Origin of the sequence: Streptomyces sp. SP18CS02 (assembly GCF_036322365.1) — a bacterium.
Taxonomy (GTDB): Bacteria; Actinomycetota; Actinomycetes; order Streptomycetales; family Streptomycetaceae; genus Streptomyces.
The window spans coordinates 46225-66323 of sequence record NZ_JAQYXC010000303.1; the positions used below are offsets into that span (position 1 = coordinate 46225).

Consider the following 20099-nt stretch of genomic DNA (forward strand, 5'->3'; position numbering starts at 1 on the left):
ATGGGTTTCGAACCGCCGCAGCGTCTGGTGCGGGCGCTCGGCGAGACGTACGGGGACGCGGCCGCCGGTGACTGGCTGGCCGGACTGCCGGAGATCGCGCGGGAGGCCGTGGAGCTGCGGGAGCTGGAGGCCGAGCGCCCGGTGGTCCCGGGCGGGCGCAGCAGTCTGGTCGTCCTCGTGCGGCAGCCGGGCGGCGAACCCGCCGCGCTGAAGATCGCGCCGCCCTTCGCCGCCCCGGAGCGGGAACGGGCGGCGCTCGCCCACTGGAACGGCTGGGGAGCGGTGCGCACGCTGGACGCCGCCGGGCCCGGTCTGCTGCTGGAGCGGCTGCACCCGGAGATGTCGCTGCGCTCCCTCCCGGAGGCCAAGGCGCTGCTGGAGGCCGCGGGCACGGTGCGCCGCCTGTGGGTGGAGCCGCCCCCGGACCACGGCTTCGAGTCGGTCGAGGAACGCACGGCCCGGCAGGCGGAGGCGATGCGGGGCGCGGCGGACCCCGAGTCGGCGGAGCTGGTGCGCGCCGCGCTGGCCGCCCGCGAGGAGCTCGTCGCGGACGTCCCCGAGCGAGTGCTGCTGCACGGCGCCTTCCGGCAGGGGAAGGTCCTGGCGGGTGACCGGGCGCCGTGGCTGGCGGTGGGCCCCGACCCCCTGGTCGGGGAGCGCGCCTTCGACCTGGCACGGCTGGTCCGCGACCGCGTGGAGGACCTGGTCGCGGCCGCCTCGGGCGCTTCGGCGGCCCGTCGCCGGGTGAACAGGCTGGCCGACTCGCTGGACATGGACCGTGAGCGGCTGCGGGGCTGGACGCTCTTCCGTGCCGTCGAGTCGGGCACCCGGGCGCTGGCGGCGGGGCGCCGGCAGGACGGCGAGGTGCTGATGGAGTTCGCGGGCTGGCTCTCGTAGGGGGTGGATGTCTCGCCGGTCAGGCCTGATCGGCGAGACACCCCCTGGCCAGGTCCGCGGCCGCTCCGCTCCGCCGGCTCCCCTCGCACCCGCTCGGGTGCAGAATTGGGCTTGTCGCATCAATCACCCGGCTCGGACGGCAGGGGGTTGTCATGGTCCAGGAACTGCTGACGGCGTTCGTGGTGACCGGTGCGGCCGCCGCGGTCTACGTCGCGGCCGCCGCCAAGGTCGTCAAGCAGTACGAGAAGGGCGTGGTGCTGCGCTTCGGCCGGCTGCGCAGCGGGGTCCGAGGGCCCGGCTTCACGATGGTGCTGCCCTTCGCCGACCGGCTGCACAAGGTGAACATGCAGATCGTGACGATGCCCGTGCCCGCCCAGGACGGCATCACCCATGACAACGTCACGGTCCGGGTCGACGCGGTGATCTACTTCAAGGTCGTCGACGCCGCCGCCGCGATCATCCGCGTGGAGGACTACCGGTTCGCGGTCTCCCAGATCGCCCAGACCTCACTGCGCTCGATCATCGGCAAGAGCGATCTCGACGACCTGCTCTCCAACCGGGAGAAGCTCAACCAGGGCCTTGAGCTGATGATCGACAACCCGGCGGTCGAGTGGGGCGTGACCATCGACCGGGTGGAGATCAAGGACGTCTCGCTGCCGGAGACGATGAAGCGCTCGATGGCCCGCCAGGCCGAGGCCGACCGGGAGCGGCGGGCCCGGGTCATCAACGCGGACGCGGAGCTCCAGGCGTCGAAGAAGCTGTCCGAGGCCGCCGAGGTCATGTCGGACACGCCGGCCGCGCTCCAGCTGCGGCTGCTCCAGACCGTGGTGGCGGTGGCCGCCGAGAAGAACTCGACGCTGGTGCTGCCGTTCCCCGTCGAGCTGTTGCGTTTCCTGGAACGCGCCGCCCAGCCCCCGCAGCCCGCCGAACCCGGGCGGACCGCTCGGGCCGGACCGCCCGCGCCACCGGACGGGGCCGCTCGGCACGACGGGACCGCACCGGCCGTCGAGGCCGGGGCCCAGGACCCACGCACGCCCGCGGCGGGCCCGGCCCACCGGGCGGCACCGACGCACGAACCGGCGCCGCCCGTCCCGGTACGGGACGACGACGCCGGTACGGCGGGGTGCATCTAGGGGCGTGTCAGGCCCCGAGGCGGGCGATCGCCTCGTCGACCGTGAGCTCCTCGCGCTCGCCGGTGCGGCGGTCCTTCAGCTCCAGGACTCCCTCGGCCGAGCGGCGGCCCGCGACGAGGATCTTCGGTACGCCGATGAGCTCCGCGTCCGTGAACTTGACGCCAGGGGAGACGCCCGCGCGGTCGTCGACCAGGACGCGCAGCCCGGCCTCGCCGAGCTTGGCCGCCACGTCGAGCGCCAGCTCGGTCTGGAGCGCCTTGCCCGCGGCCACCACGTGGACGTCGGCCGGGGCGATCTCGCGGGGCCAGCACAGGCCCTGCTCGTCGGCGGTCTGCTCGGCGAGGGCCGCGACCGCGCGGGAGACGCCGATGCCGTACGAGCCCATGGTGACCCGGACCGGCTTGCCGTTCTGGCCCAGCACGTCGAGCTGGAAGGCGTCGGCGTACTTGCGGCCGAGCTGGAAGATGTGGCCGATCTCGATGGCGCGGTCCAGCTTGAGGCCGGTGCCGCACGCGGGGCACGGGTCGCCCTCCTGGACCACGACGACGTCCAGGTAGTCGTCGACCTCGAAGTCACGGCCCGCGACGACGTTCCGCGCGTGGGTGCCGGGCTTGTTGGCGCCGGTGATCCAGGCGGTGCCGGGCGCGACGCGCGGGTCGGCGATGTAGCGGACCTTCTCCAGGCCCTGCGGGCCGACGTAGCCGCGGACCAGGTCCGGGCGGCCGGTGAAGTCGTCGGCGGTGACCAGCTCGACGACGGCCGGGGCCAGGTGGTCGCCCAGCTTGCCCAGGTCCACCTCGCGGTCGCCCGGGACGCCCACGGCGACGATCTCGCCGTCCACCTTGACCAGCAGGTTCTTCAGGGTGGCGGAGGCCGGTACGCCCAGGTGCCCGGCGAGCGTCTCGATGGTCGGCGTGTCGGGGGTGTCGAGCTCCTCGACCGGGCCGTGGGCCGCGCCCTCGACCGGGGCGAGCGCGAAGGTGACGGCCTCGGTGTTGGCCGCGTAGTCGCAGGAGGAGCAGTGGACGAAGGTGTCCTCGCCCGCCGCCGCCGGCGCCAGGAACTCCTCCGACGCCGAGCCGCCCATGGCACCCGAGACGGCGGAGACGATCTTGTGCTCCAGGCCGAGCCGCCGGAAGATCCTGACGTAGGCCTCGCGGTGCAGCGCGTACGACTCCGCCAGCCCCTCGTCCGTGGTGTCGAAGGAGTACGAGTCCTTCATCTGGAACTCACGGCCGCGCAGGATGCCCGAACGGGGACGCGCCTCGTCGCGGTACTTCGTCTGGATCTGGTAGAGGATGACGGGCAGGTCCTTGTAGGACGTGCACTGGTCCTTGACCAGCTGGGTGAAGATCTCCTCGTGGGTCGGGCCCAGCAGGTAATCGCCCCCCTTGCGGTCCTGGAGGCGGAAGAGCTCGGCGCCGTACTCGTTCCAGCGGCCCGTCGCCTCGTAGGGCTCCTTGGGCAGCAGGGCCGGCAGCAGGACCTCCTGGGCGCCGATGGCGTCCATCTCCTCGCGGACCACCCGGGTGACGTTCTCCAGGACCCGCTTGCCCAGCGGCAGCCAGGACCAGATGCCCGCGGCGTTGCGGCGCACGTAACCGGCGCGGACGAGCAGCTTGTGGCTGAGCGTCTCGGCGTCCGCCGGGTCGTCGCGCAGTGTCTTGACCATCAACCGGGACATGCGCTGGACCTGGGCCATGGGGAACTCTCCTGCGGTCAAAAGTGTGATGGTGAGGGGTGTGCGGTGGACCGGGCCGGATCGGCGGGCGGCGTCGTGCGGCTCCGGGGCCGGGGCGCAGGAGGGCGACGACGCGGTGCGCCGGCGACCGACGACAACGCCGCGGACGGAAGCCGCAGGGCGGCGCGGGCCCGGCCCGATCCACCGGACACCCCCTGTGAGGTTAGCCGTGGGGCACCGGCTGGCGGAAATCAGTTCCGCTCCCCGGAGCCCTCCCGGCGGAGCAGCGGGAGCGGGGCCCCCATCACGGCGTACGGCTTGGCGGCGCTCGGGAAGTGCACCCGCCTCGCCAGGTCGGTGTAGCCCAGCGCCCGGTAGAGCAGGCGGGCCGGGTTCTCGACGTCGATCGCGGAGAGGATCGACCGGGGCTGCTCGGCGCCGTCGGTGATGCCGGTGATCAGCTCGCGGCCGAGACCACGCCCCTGGTAGTCGGGGTGGACGTGGAGCTCGGTGATGACGAAGGAGTCGTCGAGCCAGTCCTGGGTGCCGGTGCCCCGCAGGTACGGTTCGACGACGGTGGACCACCAGTGGGCCCGGTCGTTGGGCATCCCGTACACGAAGCCGACCAGCCGTCCGGACGCCGTTCTGGCGCCGAGGGCGTGCGCTCCGGGGTTGAGGAGGTGGCGCAGCACGATGTGGCGGCGCACCGCGACCTCGTCCTCGCCGAGTCCGAAGGCGAGGGCCTGTACGGCGAGGGCTTCGTCCACGCGCGCGGCGAGGTTGACCGGTCCGACCACGACGTCATCCATGGGCCGAACCTTACTTTCAGAACAGCACGCTCATGAAGGCGCCCACCTCACGGAAGCCGACCCGGCGGTAGGAGGCCCTGGCGGGGGCGTTGTAGTCGTTGACGTACAGGCTGACGACGGGCGCGACGTCGGCGAGCGCGTAGTCGAGCACCGCGGCCATGCCGGTCTCGGACAGTCCGCGGCCCCGGTACTCGGGGGCGACCCAGACGCCCTGGATCTGGCAGGCGCGCGGGGTGGCCGCCCCGATCTCCGCCTTGAAGACGACCTTGCCGTCCTCGATACGGGCGAAGGAACGGCCGGTGCCGACCAGTTCGGCGACGCGTGCCTGGTAGAGCAGTCCCCCGTCGCCGGCCATCGGGGAGACGCCGACCTCCTCGGTGAACATCGCCACGCACGCCGGCATGATCGCCTCCACCTCGTCCTTGCGGACGCGTCGCACCAGCGGGTCGGGGTCGACCGTCGTGGAGGGCTGATCGGTGACCATCAGCGGCTGGTGGGCGCGGACGTCCCTGGCGGGTCCCCAGCTCGGTTCGAGGAGCCGCCAGAGCTGGGCGGTGGGTTCCGCCGGGCCGACGATGGAGGAGCAGCGGCGGCCGGCCCGCCGGGCGCGGTCGGCGAAGGCGCGTACGGCCTCGGGCGTCGCGCAGATGGGCACCAGGTTGGCTCCGGAGTAGCAGAGCGAGCGCAGCCGCCCGTCCGCGTACCAGCCCCACATCTCGCCGCCCAGGCGCCAGGGGTCGAGCCCCGCGACCTGGACGCGGGCGGCCACGAAGGCGTTGGCGACGGGCTCGCTCTCCAGGATGGCGAGCGCGGCGCCGAGATCGCTGGGTTCGAGGACCCGGGTGGTGGTCTGCGTCAACACGAGGGTGCCTCACCATGCGGTCCAACAGGTGATGGCACTGTACCTGGCGTCGCCGCGTATGTGTCGGGACAGCGCCAGGCCCCCACCGGGGACGGCCGGCCACGAGGCCCCGCCACGGAACGCGTGGCGGGGCCTGGGGAAACACGGGGGACGGCCGGGCCGGCGGCGCGGTGCCGGCCGGCCGGGCTCACTCGCCGGCGGCGGTGACCACGGGGGCGCCGGAGGCGACGCCGTCCTTCTCCATCTGCTCGGCGATCTTCATCGCCTCCTCGATCAGGGTTTCGACGATCTTGGACTCGGGCACCGTCTTGATGACCTCGCCCTTCACGAAGATCTGGCCCTTGCCGTTGCCGGACGCCACACCCAGGTCGGCCTCGCGCGCCTCGCCGGGGCCGTTGACGACACAGCCCATCACGGCGACCCGCAGCGGCACCTCCATGCCCTCCAGACCGGCGCTGACCTGGTCGGCGAGCTTGTACACGTCGACCTGGGCACGCCCGCACGAGGGGCACGAGACGATCTCCAGACGGCGCTGGCGCAGATTGAGCGCTTCGAGGATCTGGATGCCGACCTTGACCTCCTCCGCCGGCGGGGCCGACAGCGAGACCCGGATCGTGTCGCCGATGCCCTCAGCCAGCAGCGCGCCGAACGCCACGGCGGACTTGATCGTCCCCTGGAAGGCCGGTCCGGCCTCCGTCACGCCCAGGTGCAGCGGGTAGTCGCTCTGCGCCGCCAGCTGGCGGTAGGCGTTGACCATGACCACGGGGTCGTTGTGCTTGACGGAGATCTTGATGTCGCCGAAGCCGTGCTCCTCGAAGAGCGACGCCTCCCACAGCGCGGACTCGACGAGCGCCTCGGGCGTCGCCTTGCCGTACTTCTCCAGCAGGCGGCGGTCGAGCGAACCCGCGTTGACACCGATCCGGATCGGCACGCCCGCGTCCCCGGCGGCCTTGGCGATCTCGCGCACCTTGTCGTCGAACTGCTTGATGTTGCCCGGGTTGACCCGGACCGCCGCGCAGCCGGCGTCGATGGCGGCGAACACGTACTTCGGCTGGAAGTGGATGTCGGCGATCACCGGGATCTGGGACTTGCGGGCGATCGTGGCGAGCGCGTCCGCGTCGTCCTGCGTGGGGCACGCCACCCGCACGATCTGGCAGCCCGACGCGGTCAGCTCCGCGATCTGCTGCAACGTGGCACCGATGTCCGAGGTCCTGGTCGTCGTCATCGACTGCACCGACACGGGTGCGTCGCCACCGACGGCCACCGAACCGACCTGGATCCTGCGGCTCACCCTGCGGTCGGCGAGCTTGGTCGGAACGGACGGGATACCGAGAGAAATCGCGGTCATCTGCTGTGCAACCCCAAGGTGTGGATCGAGGTCCCGAGATCGGCGGGCTCCAGGCTCCGAGGTTACAGCTCCGCCGCCGCGCCGAGCACATCGCGCCGGTCGGCGCGGGGCCGGGTCGCGCCCGGGTCGCGCCCGGCCGCGCCCCCGCCGGGCCGGCCGGCGCACGCCCGGTGCACGGCCGGCGCACGGGGAACGGCCGGGCGCTCGGTGCGCCCGGCCGCGTTCGTGCTCGGGGAGCGTTCGGACGTCGTACGACGCCCGTCATACGGGGTTCGCCGTACGTCATCCACGCCGTACGGTGTTCTTCCTCGTGCGGCGTGGCGCCGCTAGGTGATCTTCACCGGGTTGACGATGTCGGCCACCAGCACGAGCAGCGTGAAACAGATGAAGACTCCCGCCACCACATAGGCGACCGGCATCAGCTTGGCGACGTCGAAGGGGCCCGGGTCGGGCCGCCGGAAGACCTTGGCCACCTTCCGGCGCAGCGACTCCCACAGGGCGCCCGCGATGTGGCCGCCGTCCAGCGGGAGCAGCGGCAGCATGTTGAAGAGGAACAGCGAGAGGTTGAACGTGGCGAGGACCATCAGGAGCGTCGCGACGATGTTCTCGCTCGGGACGTCCAGGTTCATGACCTCGCCGCTGATGCGCGCGGCGCCCACCACGCCCACCGGGGAGTCGGCCTTGCGCTCGCCGTCCCCGAAGGCCGCGTTCCACAGGTCGGGGACCTTGGAGGGCAGCGCGACGACCGCGTGGACGCCGTTCTCGAACGTGTCGCCCATGGCCTCCACGGACTGGCCGAACGTCAGCGGCGCGATCTCCGTCTTCGAGGCGAAGCCCAGGTAGCCGGCGGTGACGTAGCCGGGCACGCTGCGCCCGTTCTCGTCCTTCTTGCCGACCAGGTTCTTGGCGAGGGTCGCGTGGAGGACCAGTTCCTCGCCGCCGCGTTCCACGGTGACGGTGGCGGGCCCGGTCGTCTCGCGGATGCGGTCGGAGAGGGTGCCCCAGTCGTCGACCCGCTCGCCGTTGAACGCGACGATCCGGTCGCCCGTCCTCATCCCGGCCGCGTAGGCGGGCGAGACGGGGTCGGTCTTCGCGCAGGTCTCGCGCTTCTCGCTCTGCGCGATGACGCACTTGGGGACCCCGGCGACCTCGGTCGTCTGCATCGCCTGGCCGAAGGTCATCGAGACGCCGAGGAAGATGGCGACGGCGAGGATCAGGTTCATGAAGGGGCCGGCGAACATGACGATGACGCGCTTCCACGGCTCGCGCGTGTAGAAGAGCCGCGTCTCGTCGCCCGGCCGGAGCTCCTCGTAGGCGGCCGAACGGGCGTCCTCGATCATGCCGCGGAACGGGGAGGTCGAGCGGGCCTCGATCCGGCCGTCCTGCCCCGGCGGGAACATCCCGATCATGCGGATGTAGCCGCCGGCCGGGATGGCCTTGATCCCGTACTCGGTCTCGCCCTTGTGCCGCGACCAGATGGTCGGGCCGAAACCGACCATGTACTGCGGGACCCGGATGCCGAAGAGCTTGGCGGTGGAGAGGTGGCCGAGCTCGTGCCAGGCGATCGAGATCAGCAGCCCGACGGCGAAGATCGCGATCCCGATGATCGCCAACAGAATCGTCATGCGCGCGCCTCCGCGGTTGCCTTCGCTGCAAGTTCACGGGCCCGGGCGCGTGCCCAGGTCTCCGCCTCCAGGACGTCCGCGACCGTCAGCGAAGTTCCCGGGTCCGGCACGCCGTGCTCCGCGACGACCGCGGTGACCGTGTCCATGATGCCGTTGAAGGGCAGCCGGCCGGCGAGAAACGCCTCAACACACTCCTCGTTCGCCGCGTTGAACACCGCCGGGGCCGTGCCGCCCAGCTCGCCGACGTGCCGGGCGAGCGCCACCGCGGGGAAGGCCTCGGTGTCCAGCGGGAAGAACTCCCAGGTGGAGGCGGTGGTCCAGTCGAAGGCCGGGGCCGCGTCCGGGACCCGCTCGGGCCAGCCGATGCCGATGGCGATCGGACCGCGCATGTCGGGCGGGGTGGCCTGGGCCAGTGTCGAGCCGTCGGTGAACTCCACCATGGAGTGGACGTACGACTGGGGGTGGACGACGACCTCGATGCGGTCGAACGGGATGTCGTAGAGGAGGTGGGCCTCGATCACCTCCAGGCCCTTGTTGACGAGGGTGGCGCTGTTGACCGTGATCACCGGGCCCATGGCCCAGGTGGGGTGCGCCAGGGCGTCCTCGCGGGTGACGTCGGCCAGTTCCGCACGGGTGCGGCCCCGGAAGGGGCCTCCGGACGCGGTGACCACGAGCTTGCGCACGTCGGCGCGGGTGCCGGCGGCCAGCGCCTGGAACAGCGCGGCGTGCTCGGAGTCCACCGGGATGATCTGGCCGGGCTTGGCCAGCTCCTTCACCAGGGGGCCGCCGACGATCAGCGACTCCTTGTTGGCGAGGGCCAGGGTGCGCCCTGCCTCCAGGGCGGCGAGGGTGGGCGCGAGGCCGATGGATCCGGTGATGCCGTTGAGCACGGTGTGGCATTCGGAGGCGGCGAGCCGGGTGGCCGCGTCGGGTCCGGCCAGGATCTCCGGCTGGGGCTCGGTGCCGTACCGCCGGGCCAGTTCCTCCCGCAGCGCGGGCACCGCGTCCTCCCGGGCGACCGCGACCGTCCCCGCCCGGAGCCGGTGGGCCTGCTCCGCGAGGAGCTCCACCCGGCCGCCGGCGGCGGACAGCGCGGTGACGCGGAACCGGTCGGGGTTGCGCAGGACCAGGTCGATGGCCTGGGTGCCGATGGACCCGGTGGAGCCGAGGACGACGATGTCCCGGCGGCCTTCGGCCGGATCGAAGGCGATGTGCGGGTCTGCGAGAGGGGCTGGACTGTCGCTCATGCCCCCCATTCTCGCCGCATCCGCGAAGCGCCCCGACACGGCCTCCGCCGGACGGTGGCTCGCCGTCCCCCCGGCCGCCCGGGGCCTCGTGGGACCGGGCCCGGGTCGGGCGGCGGCTCAGCCGGCGCTGCGGCGGAACTCCTCGAACACGTGGTGGAAGGCCGGGAAGGTCTTGCGGACGCAGCCCGGGTCGTCGAAGTCGATGCCGGGGGTGCGCAGGCCGGTGACCGCGAAGGACATGACGATCCGGTGGTCTCCGTGGGTGGCGATCGTGGCCGGACGCGGGGTGCCGGGCAGGATCTCGATCCAGTCGGGTCCGGTGGCGACGGTGATGCCGAGCCGGCGCAGGTTCCCGGCGCACGCCTCCAGCCGGTCGCACTCCTTGACGCGGGTGTTGGCGACGTCCTCGATGCGGACGGGTCCGTCCGCGAAGGGGGCGATGGCGGCGAGCGTCGGCATGGTGTCCGAGATGTCCCGCATGGTGACGGTGAGTCCGCGCAGCCGTCCGCGTCCCCGGACGGTGGTGCGGTCCGCCGCGATGTCGACGTCGGCCCCCATGCGGCGCAGGACGTCGACGAAGCGCAGATCGCCCTGGAGGGCGCCGGCTCCGAGGCCGGGCACGGTGACCTCGCGGCCGGTGAGCGCGGCGGCGGCGAAGAAGTAGCTCGCGGTGGAGGCGTCGGGCTCGACCGGGTAGGCGGTGGCGCGGTATCCGCCGGGCGGGACGGTGAAGACCGCGCCCTCGCGGGCCGGCTCGGCGCCGAAGGCCCGCATCATGGCGAGGGTGATCCCGATGTACGGCTCCGAGACCAGGTCCGTGACGGTGATCCGCAGGCCCTCGGCGGTGAGGGGGCCCAGCATGAGCAGCGCGGTGAGGTACTGCGACGACTGGCCGGCGTCCAGGGTGAGGTCGCCGCCCCTGATGCCCGCCGCGGCGATCCGCAGCGGGTGGTGGCCCTCGGCCTCCTCGTGGCGCAGGTCGACGCCGAGGGTGCGCAGGGCCTCGGTGAGCGGGCCGAGCGGGCGGCGGCGCATCTGCGGGGACGCGTCGAACCGGAAGTCGCCGTGCCCGGCGGCGGCGAGGGCCGGCAGGAAGCGGGCGGTGGTGGCGCCGTCCCGGCAGTGGACGTCGGCGACGCTCGCGGCGGGCCCGGCCGGGCGGCCGGTGACGCGCCAGGCTCCGGGGGCGCGCTCGACCGTGTACCCGAGGCGGATCAGGCCCTCGGAGAAGCCCTCGGTGTCGTCGGAGACGAGCGGGCGGGCGAGGGTGGTCGTGCCGTTCGCCGCGGCGGCCAGGAAGAGCGCGCGGGCGGTGACGGACTTGGAGCCGGGGATGTCGATGACGGTCACGGGCGCCCATCCTGCCGCGCGGGGCGGGACGGGCGCCGGGCGTCTCACGACATGGTCACCGGATGGGGCGGTGCACGTTCTCGCGGGTGGACGGCCCCGGTGTGGCGTCGGCGATCCAGGGACCGTCGCCGCTGGCGTCGAGGACGCCCTCCTCCAGCCAGGTGTAGCGGCCGGCCAGGACGTTCCTGACGACCGTGCGGTCGAGGTCGTCGGTGTTGCTCCAGAGCCTGCCGAAGAGTTCTTCGGCGCGCAGCCGGGACTGGCGGCAGAAGGCGTCCGCGAGCTGGTAGGCCTCATGGCCGTGGTCCCCGGAGGTGCGCAGCATCTCGGCCCGTACGCAGGCGGCGCTCATCGCGAAGAGTTCGGCGCCGATGTCGACGATCCGTCCGAGGAAGCCCTGCTTGGTCTCCATGCGGCCCTGCCAGCGGGCCATGCCCATGAAGGTCGCGCGGGCGAGCCTGCGTGCGGAGCGCTCGACGTAGCGCAGGTGCGGGGAGAGATCGGCGTGGCCCGCCGGGTGGAACTCGCCGTACGAGCGCGGCAGCTGACCGGGGCCGGCGACCAGTTTCGGCAGCCAGCGGGCGTAGAAGGCGCCTGCCTGGGCGCCCGCCCTGGCCTTGTCGCCGAGGGACTTGTCCGGGTCGATGATGTCGCCGGCCACCGAGAGGTGGGCGTCGACGGCTTCCCGGGCGATCAGCAGGTGCATGATCTCGGTGGAGCCCTCGAAGATGCGGTTGATCCGCATGTCGCGCAGGAGCTGTTCGGCGGGGACGGCCCGTTCGCCGCGGGCGGCGAGCGAGTCGGCGGTCTCGTAGCCGCGGCCGCCGCGGATCTGGACGAGCTCGTCGGCCATGAGCCAGGCCATCTCGGAGCCGTACAGCTTGGCGAGGGCTGCCTCGATGCGGATGTCGTTGCGGTCCTCGTCGGCCATCTGGCTGGACAGGTCGAGGACGGCTTCGAGGGCGAAGGTGGTGGCGGCGATGAAGGAGATCTTGGCTCCGACGGCCTCGTGCAGGGCCACCGGCTTGCCCCACTGCTCGCGTACGGCGGTCCACTCGCGGGCGATCTTGAGGCACCACTTGCCGGCGCCCGCGCACATGGCGGGCAGGGAGAGCCGGCCGGTGTTGAGGGTGGTCAGGGCGATCTTGAGGCCCGAGCCCTCGGGGCCGATGCGGTGGGCGGCGGGGACGCGGACCTGGTGGAAGCGGGTGACGCCGTTCTCCAGGCCGCGCAGGCCCATGAAGGAGTTGCGGTTCTCGACGGTGATGCCGGGCGAGCCCGCTTCGACGACGAAGGCGGTGATGCCTCCCTTGTGCCCCTCGGACCGGGGGACGCGCGCCATGACGACGAGGAGGTCGGCGACCACTCCGTTGGTGGTCCACAGCTTCACGCCGTCCAGGACGTAGTCGTCGCCGTCGGGGACGGCGGTGGTGGCCAGGCGGGCCGGGTCCGATCCGACGTCCGGCTCGGTGAGCAGGAAGGCGGAGATGTCGGTGCGGGCCAGGCGCGGCAGGAAGGTGTCCTTCTGCTCCTGGGTGCCGAAGATCTTCAGCGGCTGGGGTACGCCGATCGACTGATGGGCGGAGAGCAGCGCGCCGAGGGCCGGGCTCGCGGAGCCCACCAGGGCCAGGGCCTTGTTGTAGTACACCTGGGTGAGGCCGAGGCCCCCGTACTTGGTGTCGATCTTCATGCCGAGGGCGCCGAGTTCCTTGACCCCGTCGATCACCGCGTCGGGGATCAGGGCCTCGCGGTCGATGCGCGCCCCGTCGATCTTCGTTTCGCAGAAGTCCCGCAGCTTGGCGAGGAACTCCTCGCCGCGCTGGACGTCCTCGGCGGCGGGCAGCGGGTGGGGGTGGATGAGGTCGAGGCGGAAGCGGCCGAGGAACAGCTCCTTGGCGAAACTGGGTTTGCGCCAGTTCTGTTCTCGGGCGGCCTCGGCGACCTGGCGGGCTTCGCGCTCGGAGACTCTTGGCTTGTGGTGGGGGCCGGACATGTGGGGCTCACCTCGCCGCGGGATCGGGGGCGGCCGGCCGGTGGTCCTACCGGTCGGTCTACGTGACCGTATTACCCGATTCCGACGGGTACGAAAAGGCGGCCGGAGCCCCCGCACAGTGGGCTCCGGCCGCCGGCTCGGCCGTACGGGTGACGTCGGGTCAGAGGGCGAGGCCCGTCAGGACCAGCACGCGCTCGTACGTGTAGTCGTCCATCGCGTACCGCACGCCCTCGCGTCCGACACCGGACTGCTTGGCGCCGCCGTACGGCATCTGGTCGGCACGGTAGGACGGGACGTCACCGATGATCACGCCGCCGACCTCCAGGGCGCGGTGGGCGCGGAAGGCGGTCTGGAGGTCGTGGGTGAAGACGCCGGCCTGGAGGCCGTACTTGGAGCTGTTGACCGCGGCGAACGCCTCGGCCTCGCCCTCCGCCTTCTGCACGGTGAGGACCGGGCCGAAGACCTCCTCGGAGGCGAGGGTGACATCGGCGGGCACGTCGGCGAGCACGGTGGGCGCGTAGGCGGCGCCCTCGCGCTTGCCGCCGGCGAGCAGGCTCGCGCCGGCCCTGACGGCCTCGTCGACCCAGGACTCGACCCGCTTGGCGGCGTCCTCGCTGACCAGCGGGCCCACGTCGGTGGCGGAGTCGGAGGGGTCACCGGTGACCTGGGCCTCGACGGCGGCGACGATCTTCGGCAGCAGCCGGTCGTACACGGACGCGTCGGCGATCACCCGCTGCACCGAGATGCAGGACTGGCCGCCCTGGTAGTTGGAGAAGGTGGCGATGCGGGTCGCCGCCCAGTCCAGGTCCGCCTCGGTCGCCCAGTCGGCGAGCACGACGGCCGCGCCGTTGCCGCCGAGTTCGAGGGTGCAGTGCTTGCGCGGCACCGAGTCCATGATCGCGTAGCCGACCGGGCCGGAGCCGGTGAAGGAGATCACCGGGAGGCGCTCGTCCTGGACGAGGGCGGGCATGCGGTCGTTGGGGACCGGCAGGACGGACCAGGAGCCGGCCGGCAGCTCGGTCTCGGCCAGCAGCTCGCCCAGGATCAGGGAGGAGATGGGGGTGGCCGGGGCGGGCTTGAGGATGATCGGGGCGCCGACGGCGATGGCCGGTGCCACCTTGTGGGCGCTGAGGTTCAGCGGGAAGTTGAACGGCGCGATGCCGAGGACGACGCCCTTGGGGATCCGGCGGGTGAGGGCGAGACGGCCGGTGCCGCCGGCGTCGGTGTCGAGGCGCTGGGCCTCGCCGCCGTTGAAGCGCCGGGCCTCCTCAGCGGCGAACCGGAACACCGACACGGCGCGGCCGACCTCGCCGCGGGCCCACTTGATGGGCTTGCCGTTCTCGGCGGAGATCAGCTGGGCGATCTCCTCGGTGCGCTCGACGAGCCGCTTCGACACGTGGTCCAGGGCGGCGGCGCGGACATGGGCGGGGGTCGCCGCGAACTCGTCCACGACGGCGTGCGCGGCGGCCACGGCCTCTTCGACCTGCGCCTCGCTGGGCACACCGACCTTGCCGACGAGGCGGCCGTCCCAGGGGGAGGTGACGTCGAAGGTGGTCTCGCCGGTGGCCTGGCGGCCGGCGAGCCAGAAGGCGTGGGTGGCGGTCATCGCGATTCCCGGCCCTTTCACAGTTGATCCGAGTGGGGGTTGTCCCGGTTCACACCGTAGGGCCGGGACGGCGGGCGGTCGCTTGTCCGGGATGGAGTGGTCCACGACCGGGATCCGCCGTTCCGGCAGATCCCGGGCCGGCTCAGGAACGCCTCTCCGTACTGACGATCAGACAGACCCCGGCGACGACGACCGCGCCGCCGAGCACGATCGGCCAGGTCACCGCCTCGTCGAGGATCAGCGCGCCGAGGACGACCGCGACGACGGGATTGACGTAGGCGTAGGTCGCGACGAGGGAGAGCGGCGCCCGCTGGAGAAGCCAGGCGTACGCCGTGAAGGCGATCAGCGAGCCGAAGACGACCAGATAGGCGAAGGCGACCCAGGAGCGGGTGGAGACGGCACCCACGTCCAGGCCGTGCTGCTCGCCCCGGAAGAGCCCGAGGAGCAGACAGCCGATGCCGCCGGCCACCATCTCGTAGGCGCTGGCCGCGAAGGGGTTGGCGGGCATCGGGATCCGCGACGACGAGAACGAGCCGGCCGACCACATGACGGTCGCCGCGATCACCGTGAGCACGCCGCCCAGGCGGACGTCGCCGCTGAGCCCGGGGAGGGTGAGCACGGCGAGTCCGGCGAGCCCGAGCAGGACGCCGGAGTACGCGCCGAGGCCCGGCCTCTCGCCGGCCACGGTGCGCAGGAGCACCACCCAGGCGGGGACGACGGCGATGAGCAGCGCGGTGAGCCCCGACGGCACCGTCGTCTCGGCGAGGACGACGAACCCGTTCCCCCCGAGCAGGAGCAGCAGACCGACCACCGAGGCGGACGCCAGCTGGGCCCGGTTCACCCTGAGCGCGGCAGGCCCCTGGCGCCAGGCGACCAGCCCGGCGAGCAGCACCCCGGCGATGACGAACCGGACACCGGCGGAGAGGAAGGGCGGCATGGTCTCGACGACGACGCTGATCCCCAGGTAGGTGGAGCCCCACACGACGTACACGATCACCAGGGCGCCCCATACGGCACCGCCGATCCGGCGGCCGGGGGGCGTGGGGCGGGCGGGCCGGACGCCGTCGGCGGGGGCGGGCGTGGACGGCGGCAGACCGGCGGCGGAGGCGGGCGCGCCGGACGCCGGCCCGGGGGAAGGGGTTGTCATGCTCAGGAGACTAGGGAGCGGGACCCCTGAATATCAAAGATTTTGCCCGGAATCGGGCAGGAAGCAGGGCTTAGAGAGGCCGGGGAGTGTCACCTGTCGCCTTCAGCGCCAGCCAGAGCTCCATCCGGGCGTCCGGGTCGTCCAGCGAGCGGCCCAGGATCTCCTCGACACGTCGCATGCGGTAGCGCAGTGTGTGGCGGTGCACGCCGAGGTCCGCCGCCGCCGCGTCCCACTGGCCGTGGCGCGAGAGCCAGGCGCGCAGCGAGGCGACCAGGTCGCCCCGGCCGGTCGCGTCGTGCTCGTACAGCGCCCGCAGCATGCCGTCGGCGAACGCCCGGACCGCGTCGTCCGCGAGCAGCGGCAGCACCGAACCGGCGGCCAGCTCCTCGTGCTCGACCAGCGCCCGGCCTCGCCTGCGGGCGACCGAGAGGGCCTGCTCGGCCTGCTTGTACGCGGCCGCGGCCGCGATCGGCCCGGTCGGTGCCGAGAGGCCGATGACGAGCTCGGCCTCCTCCGTCTTCCTCTCCGCGTACGCTTCGCAGGCCGCCACCACGGCTCCCCCGTCCCCCGCCAGCACCACCAGGCGCTCTTCGCCCTCCGGCACCGCCAGTACGGCCTCGCCCGCCCGCGCGGCCGCCGCTTCCAGGGCCTCGGCGAGGGACTGGAGAGGCGGTTCCCCGGCCGGGTCGCGCTCGCCCGCCGCCTCGGCTATCAGCAGCCGGAAAGGAGCGTCGAGCAGCCCGCCGTACAGATCTCCGGCGACCGCGCGGGCGTGGTCCGGCTGCCCCGAGAGCATCATCCGCAGCACCGCGGCACCCAGCCGCTGCTCGGCCGCCTGGAGGGAGCGGGAACGCTCGGTGGTGAGGGTGAGCAGGGCTATGGCCGAGTGCACCGCGTACCGCTCGGCGGTGCCGAGGGGCGCCTCCGTGCCGACCGCCAGCGCGCCGCGCACCCGCCGTCCGCTGCCCAGCGACTGGAGCTCCACCCGGTCCTCCGTACCGCCGACGACCGCGCTCGCCGGGGCCGGGCGCTCCCGCAGCCGCTCCACGTCCCCGGTGAGCCGGGCGGCCCGCCGGGCGGCCCACTCCGGTGCCGCGGCGAGCACCGCGCCCGAGGCGTCGTAGAGCGCCGCCCAGCCGTCGACGTGCGCGGCGAGCCGCGCCAGCACCGCGTCCGGTCCCTCGGCCAGCGCCGCCCGCGTCAGCTCGCGCTGCGCCTCGAAGCCGGCCGTCACCGACCGGTACTGATCGGCGGCGATCGCGGCGGACACCGCCTTGGAGATGGCCAGGAACGGCGTACGCCTGGGGACCTCCAGCAGCGGAAGGCCCTCTTCCCTGGCGGCGTCCACCAGCGCCTGCGGGACCTCGTCGTAGTTGACGCCGACGGCGAATCCCAGCCCGACGACGCCCGCGCCCACCAGCCGCCGCACATAGCGGCGCATCGCCTCGCCGTCCTCGGCGTCCAGCGTCATGGCGGTGATGAGCAGCAGCTCGCCGCCCTCCATGTACGGGACGGGGTCGGCGAGCTCGCTGACGTGGGCCCAGCGCACGGGCGTGTCGAGACTGCCCTCACCCGCGCGCACGGTGAGCTTGAGCGCCGAGTGCTGGACGAGCGAGGCGAGCGTGGGCGGCATGGGACCGTCGGCCTTCACAAAGGGGATTTCGCCGTCCCGTATGAACGGCGCCCCTCAATTCTGCCAGCACGTACGACAGGCACGACAGCGCGTACCGGCCTCCTTCAGCTCCGCAGATCCACCAGGAGCGGCGGGGTCAGCTCGCCCCGCACCCCCGTCAGGGACAGCACCGCGTGCCCGGCGGGCACACCGTGGGCCAGGTCCGAGGCGGACCAGCGCTGCCGCTCGACCTCCCGGACGGTGACGGCGTTGCGTACGACCTCCTTGCCGGTGACCACCTTGCGCAGCGCGTGCATCGCCCGGGTCAGCGGCTGGTCGGCGAAGACGGCGCGTTCGGTGACGTCCCTCGTCTCCACCCAGGTCGTGCCCCACGCCTCGGCGAAGTACTGGCTGTCCCAGGTCGTCACCCCGGAGAAGGTCATCCGGCAGCCCACCGCCCCGAGCAGCGCGGCCCGCAGCTCCTCCGGCACGTCGGCCAGCGTGCGGAGGGTCAGCACGACGCCCGCGTTCGCCGACCGCAGTCCCTGCAGCCCCCGGACGGTCTCGGCGGTCAGGGTCCAGGTCGCGTCGTCCAGGACCAGGCAGGCGAAGAGCGACCGGTCGGCGCGGGCCGTGGCGGCCGCCTCGAACTGGGCCAGCAGGAGGCGGGCGAGCAGTCGGGACGCCTCGGTGTGGCCGCGTTCCGGCAGGTCGACGCGGACCCGGACCGGGTGCTCCAGGGCACGCAGGGAGAAGGGGCTGGTGGTGCCGGTGGTGTCGAAGAAGGAGCTGAACGCGGGCCGGTCCAGCAGGGCGATCCGGTCGGCGAGCGTCAGGCCGGGGTCGCCGGGGGTGCCCGACTGGCGTTCGCGCGCGGACAGCTCGCGCAGCATCACCTCGTGGGCGCCGGCCTCCAGGGCCGCGCGCAGCCCGGCCAGCCGCTCCGGGACCCCGTCGAGCAGTTCGCGCAGTTCCGCCACGCCGGGGAAGCGTCCGTACGCCGCGTGGAAGGGGCCGAGCAGCTGGGCGAGCGCGGTGGCGGCGCGGCGGCGCCCCATGTCCGGGAGGTCGCCGGCCAGGCCCTCGGCGAGAAGGGCGGCGGCCTCGTCGGCGTCCTTGGCGCCGCCGTAGAGGTCGAGGTCGTGGCCGGAGGCCGGGTCACCGACTTTGATCACCACGTCATAGGCGTCGTCGGACCCCAGGGGCGCTCCGGCGGCGCACACCACGACGAGCGCGGCCTGCCCGGTGAGCGCCTGGAGACCGAGGGCCTCGGCGACGGGACGGACCAGGCGGCGCGTCTTGCCGGACCCGGAGGGGCCGACGGCCAGCAGGGAGGTGCCGAGGAGTCCGGGTTCGAGCGCGGCGCCCGCGCCCCGGCTTCCGTACGGGTTGCGGGCGTCGTCCGCGTACGTGCCGATCCGCAGCTGGCCGGTCAGCAGGTCGTGGGTCGCGGTGCGTACGGGGAGGTCCCGGGCTCCGGACGGGTGGGCGCAGGCCGCCGCGCCCGTACGGGCGACGGCGTCGGCGAACGCCGCCCGCCGGGTGGGGCTGGCCTGGGAGGCGTACCAGGCCCGGCGGATGCGGACGCAGTCCACGTCGCTCATGCGGCCCGCGCGCACCTCGTCGGCCAGGCGGTCGGCCGCCTCCGTGTGACCGGCGGAGCGCAGTTCGGGCCACTCGGCGGGCGAGGGCCCCTCCGGTTGCGCGGTCTCGCGCACGGGCGCGTCCGCCGGCGGCGTGAAGAAGGCCCGGACGGAGGCGAGCCAGCCGCCCCAGCGGGCGAACGGCAGCACGACCGGCAGCAGGACGAGCGCGTACAGGGTGTAGGTGACACCCGCCGCCGCGTAGCGGTCACCGCCGCCCTGCAGCCAGGTGAGCGGGACCAGGGAGAAGACGATGTTCAGCAGGGGCACCCGGCCGGTCCACACGAGCCAGGCGCACAGGGCCGCCCCGGCGAGCGAGACCAGGGTGCGCACGCGCGGCCAGCGCGGGCCCGACAGCGCCCGCAGCGTCTCGCCCCAGGCGCCCAGACGGGCCGCCCAGACGGCGAGGAGCAGGCCGAGGACGCTGTTGTACAGCGAGTAGATGTCGTAGGCGACCGGCGGGACGTAGTCCACCCGCAGCTTCCCGAAGGCCCACCAGTCGGCCGGGGTCAGGAACACCAGCGGGATGTGCGAGTAGGGGACGGCTCCGCTCGCCAGCAGCGCCCACACCACCAGCCAGATCAGCAGGGTGATCGACGCGCCGAGCCGCAGGGCACGCACCCGCGCGGGGTCGGGACCCTCGTCGGGCCGCGCCACGTGCCCGTACCGCCAGACGCCCGCGCCGGCCTCCGGGCGGGCGACGCGCAGCCACCGGTCCGTCGAGGGGCCGGTGGCCGGCGCGTGGGCGGGGGGCGGCGGCGGTGCGGTGCGGGCGCCGGGGGCACCCCGCGGCGGCGCGACGGGCGGGTCGGCCGGGCGTGCGGGTGCCCCGGCGGGCGGTGGCGGCCCGGCCGGGCGCGGCACGTGGTCGGCGTGTGTGCCCCGTGCGTCGTACGTACCGTCGGTGTCCATGAACCCTGCCCCCTGAGCAGCCAGGTCGCGCGCGTCTGTGCACCCGTCAATCTAGTGCCCCGCCCGGCCGTTGACCGCAGGAGACGCCGACCGGAGCCCGTCGGAATGGCGCCCGCCGGCGGCGCGGTGGCACAGCGTCACGGCGTCACGGCGTCACGGCGTCACGGCTGGACGACATCGCGGTGCGGACGACATCGCGGCGGGATGGCACGGTGGCGCGGTGGGGCACCGCGT

General features: G+C 73.3%; 14 protein-coding genes. 2 read left to right on the plus strand and 12 right to left on the minus strand.

Going from position 1 to position 20099, the window contains the following annotated elements; translation table 11 throughout:
- Both PUR26_RS31180 and PUR26_RS31185 read left to right on the plus strand, forming a co-directional pair.
- Positions 1-897 carry an aminoglycoside phosphotransferase family protein gene (locus PUR26_RS31180; protein ID WP_329877642.1) on the plus strand — a complete coding sequence of 299 codons (897 nt, stop codon included), beginning with the start codon at positions 1-3 and terminating at the stop codon, positions 895-897.
- A 152-nt stretch (positions 898-1049) separates the two neighbouring features.
- The gene (locus PUR26_RS31185) at positions 1050-2030 is read left to right on the plus strand and encodes a slipin family protein (RefSeq protein WP_329877644.1); all 981 of its coding nucleotides are present in this window, start codon (positions 1050-1052) and stop codon (positions 2028-2030) included.
- Between the two features lie 7 nt (positions 2031-2037).
- Here PUR26_RS31185 and PUR26_RS31190 read toward each other — a convergent pair whose 3' ends face one another.
- The 12 genes from PUR26_RS31190 to PUR26_RS31245 all read right to left on the minus strand — a co-directional run bounded on the left by PUR26_RS31190 (position 2038) and on the right by PUR26_RS31245 (position 19865).
- Positions 2038-3732 (minus strand): proline--tRNA ligase, encoded by a 1695-nt coding sequence (locus PUR26_RS31190; protein ID WP_329878552.1) that lies wholly within the window; start codon positions 3730-3732, stop codon positions 2038-2040.
- Positions 3733-3962: 230 nt separating this feature from the next.
- A complete protein-coding gene (locus PUR26_RS31195) occupies positions 3963-4520 on the minus strand; it encodes a GNAT family N-acetyltransferase (protein WP_329877646.1) in 558 nt (185 codons plus the stop codon).
- A 16-nt stretch (positions 4521-4536) separates the two neighbouring features.
- Entirely contained in the window at positions 4537-5382 is an 846-nt protein-coding gene (locus tag PUR26_RS31200) for a GNAT family N-acetyltransferase (protein WP_329877648.1), read from the minus strand.
- A gap of 187 nt (positions 5383-5569) precedes the next feature.
- Positions 5570-6730: a flavodoxin-dependent (E)-4-hydroxy-3-methylbut-2-enyl-diphosphate synthase gene (ispG, locus tag PUR26_RS31205; protein WP_329877650.1), complete on the minus strand. Its 1161-nt coding sequence runs from the start codon at positions 6728-6730 to the stop codon at positions 5570-5572.
- A 326-nt stretch (positions 6731-7056) separates the two neighbouring features.
- On the minus strand, positions 7057-8355 hold the full coding sequence (locus PUR26_RS31210; protein WP_329877652.1) for a M50 family metallopeptidase: 1299 nt from the start codon (positions 8353-8355) through the stop codon (positions 7057-7059).
- Complete coding sequence (gene dxr / locus PUR26_RS31215) at positions 8352-9602, minus strand: 1-deoxy-D-xylulose-5-phosphate reductoisomerase (RefSeq protein WP_329877654.1); 1251 nt, start codon at positions 9600-9602, stop codon at positions 8352-8354. Before dxr ends, PUR26_RS31210 begins: the two co-directional genes overlap by 4 nt.
- A 117-nt stretch (positions 9603-9719) precedes the next feature.
- Positions 9720-10952: a 3-phosphoshikimate 1-carboxyvinyltransferase gene (aroA, locus tag PUR26_RS31220; RefSeq protein ID WP_329877656.1), complete on the minus strand. Its 1233-nt coding sequence runs from the start codon at positions 10950-10952 to the stop codon at positions 9720-9722.
- Between the two features lie 55 nt (positions 10953-11007).
- Entirely contained in the window at positions 11008-12945 is a 1938-nt protein-coding gene (locus tag PUR26_RS31225) for an acyl-CoA dehydrogenase family protein (RefSeq protein ID WP_329877658.1), read from the minus strand.
- Between the two features lie 160 nt (positions 12946-13105).
- Positions 13106-14551, minus strand: a complete 1446-nt coding sequence (locus tag PUR26_RS31230) for an aldehyde dehydrogenase family protein (protein ID WP_329877660.1) — start codon at positions 14549-14551, stop codon at positions 13106-13108.
- A 142-nt stretch (positions 14552-14693) separates the two neighbouring features.
- Positions 14694-15698: an EamA family transporter gene (locus tag PUR26_RS31235; RefSeq protein WP_329877662.1), complete on the minus strand. Its 1005-nt coding sequence runs from the start codon at positions 15696-15698 to the stop codon at positions 14694-14696.
- Positions 15699-15768: 70 nt separating this feature from the next.
- Positions 15769-17331, minus strand: a complete 1563-nt coding sequence (locus tag PUR26_RS31240; RefSeq protein ID WP_329877664.1) for a PucR family transcriptional regulator — start codon at positions 17329-17331, stop codon at positions 15769-15771.
- 104 nt (positions 17332-17435) lie between these two features.
- Complete coding sequence (locus PUR26_RS31245; protein WP_329877666.1) at positions 17436-19865, minus strand: ATP/GTP-binding protein; 2430 nt, start codon at positions 19863-19865, stop codon at positions 17436-17438.
- Between the last annotated feature and the right edge of the window lie 234 nt (positions 19866-20099).

Excerpts from the sequence above, each read along its gene's own strand:
- PUR26_RS31180 (WP_329877642.1), top strand. The coding sequence starts at position 1 with ATGGGTTTCGAACCGCCGCAGCGTCTGGTGCGGGCGCTCGGCGAGACG.
- PUR26_RS31185 (WP_329877644.1), top strand. The coding sequence starts at position 1,050 with ATGGTCCAGGAACTGCTGACGGCGTTCGTGGTGACCGGTGCGGCCGCC.
- PUR26_RS31190 (WP_329878552.1), bottom strand. The coding sequence starts at position 3,732 with ATGGCCCAGGTCCAGCGCATGTCCCGGTTGATGGTCAAGACACTGCGC.
- PUR26_RS31195 (WP_329877646.1), bottom strand. The coding sequence starts at position 4,520 with ATGGATGACGTCGTGGTCGGACCGGTCAACCTCGCCGCGCGCGTGGAC.
- ispG (WP_329877650.1), bottom strand. The coding sequence starts at position 6,730 with ATGACCGCGATTTCTCTCGGTATCCCGTCCGTTCCGACCAAGCTCGCC.
- PUR26_RS31210 (WP_329877652.1), bottom strand. The coding sequence starts at position 8,355 with ATGACGATTCTGTTGGCGATCATCGGGATCGCGATCTTCGCCGTCGGG.
- dxr (WP_329877654.1), bottom strand. The coding sequence starts at position 9,602 with ATGAGCGACAGTCCAGCCCCTCTCGCAGACCCGCACATCGCCTTCGAT.
- PUR26_RS31225 (WP_329877658.1), bottom strand. The coding sequence starts at position 12,945 with ATGTCCGGCCCCCACCACAAGCCAAGAGTCTCCGAGCGCGAAGCCCGC.
- PUR26_RS31230 (WP_329877660.1), bottom strand. The coding sequence starts at position 14,551 with ATGACCGCCACCCACGCCTTCTGGCTCGCCGGCCGCCAGGCCACCGGC.
- PUR26_RS31235 (WP_329877662.1), bottom strand. The coding sequence starts at position 15,698 with ATGACAACCCCTTCCCCCGGGCCGGCGTCCGGCGCGCCCGCCTCCGCC.
- PUR26_RS31240 (WP_329877664.1), bottom strand. The coding sequence starts at position 17,331 with ATGCCGCCCACGCTCGCCTCGCTCGTCCAGCACTCGGCGCTCAAGCTC.
- PUR26_RS31245 (WP_329877666.1), bottom strand. The coding sequence starts at position 19,865 with ATGGACACCGACGGTACGTACGACGCACGGGGCACACACGCCGACCAC.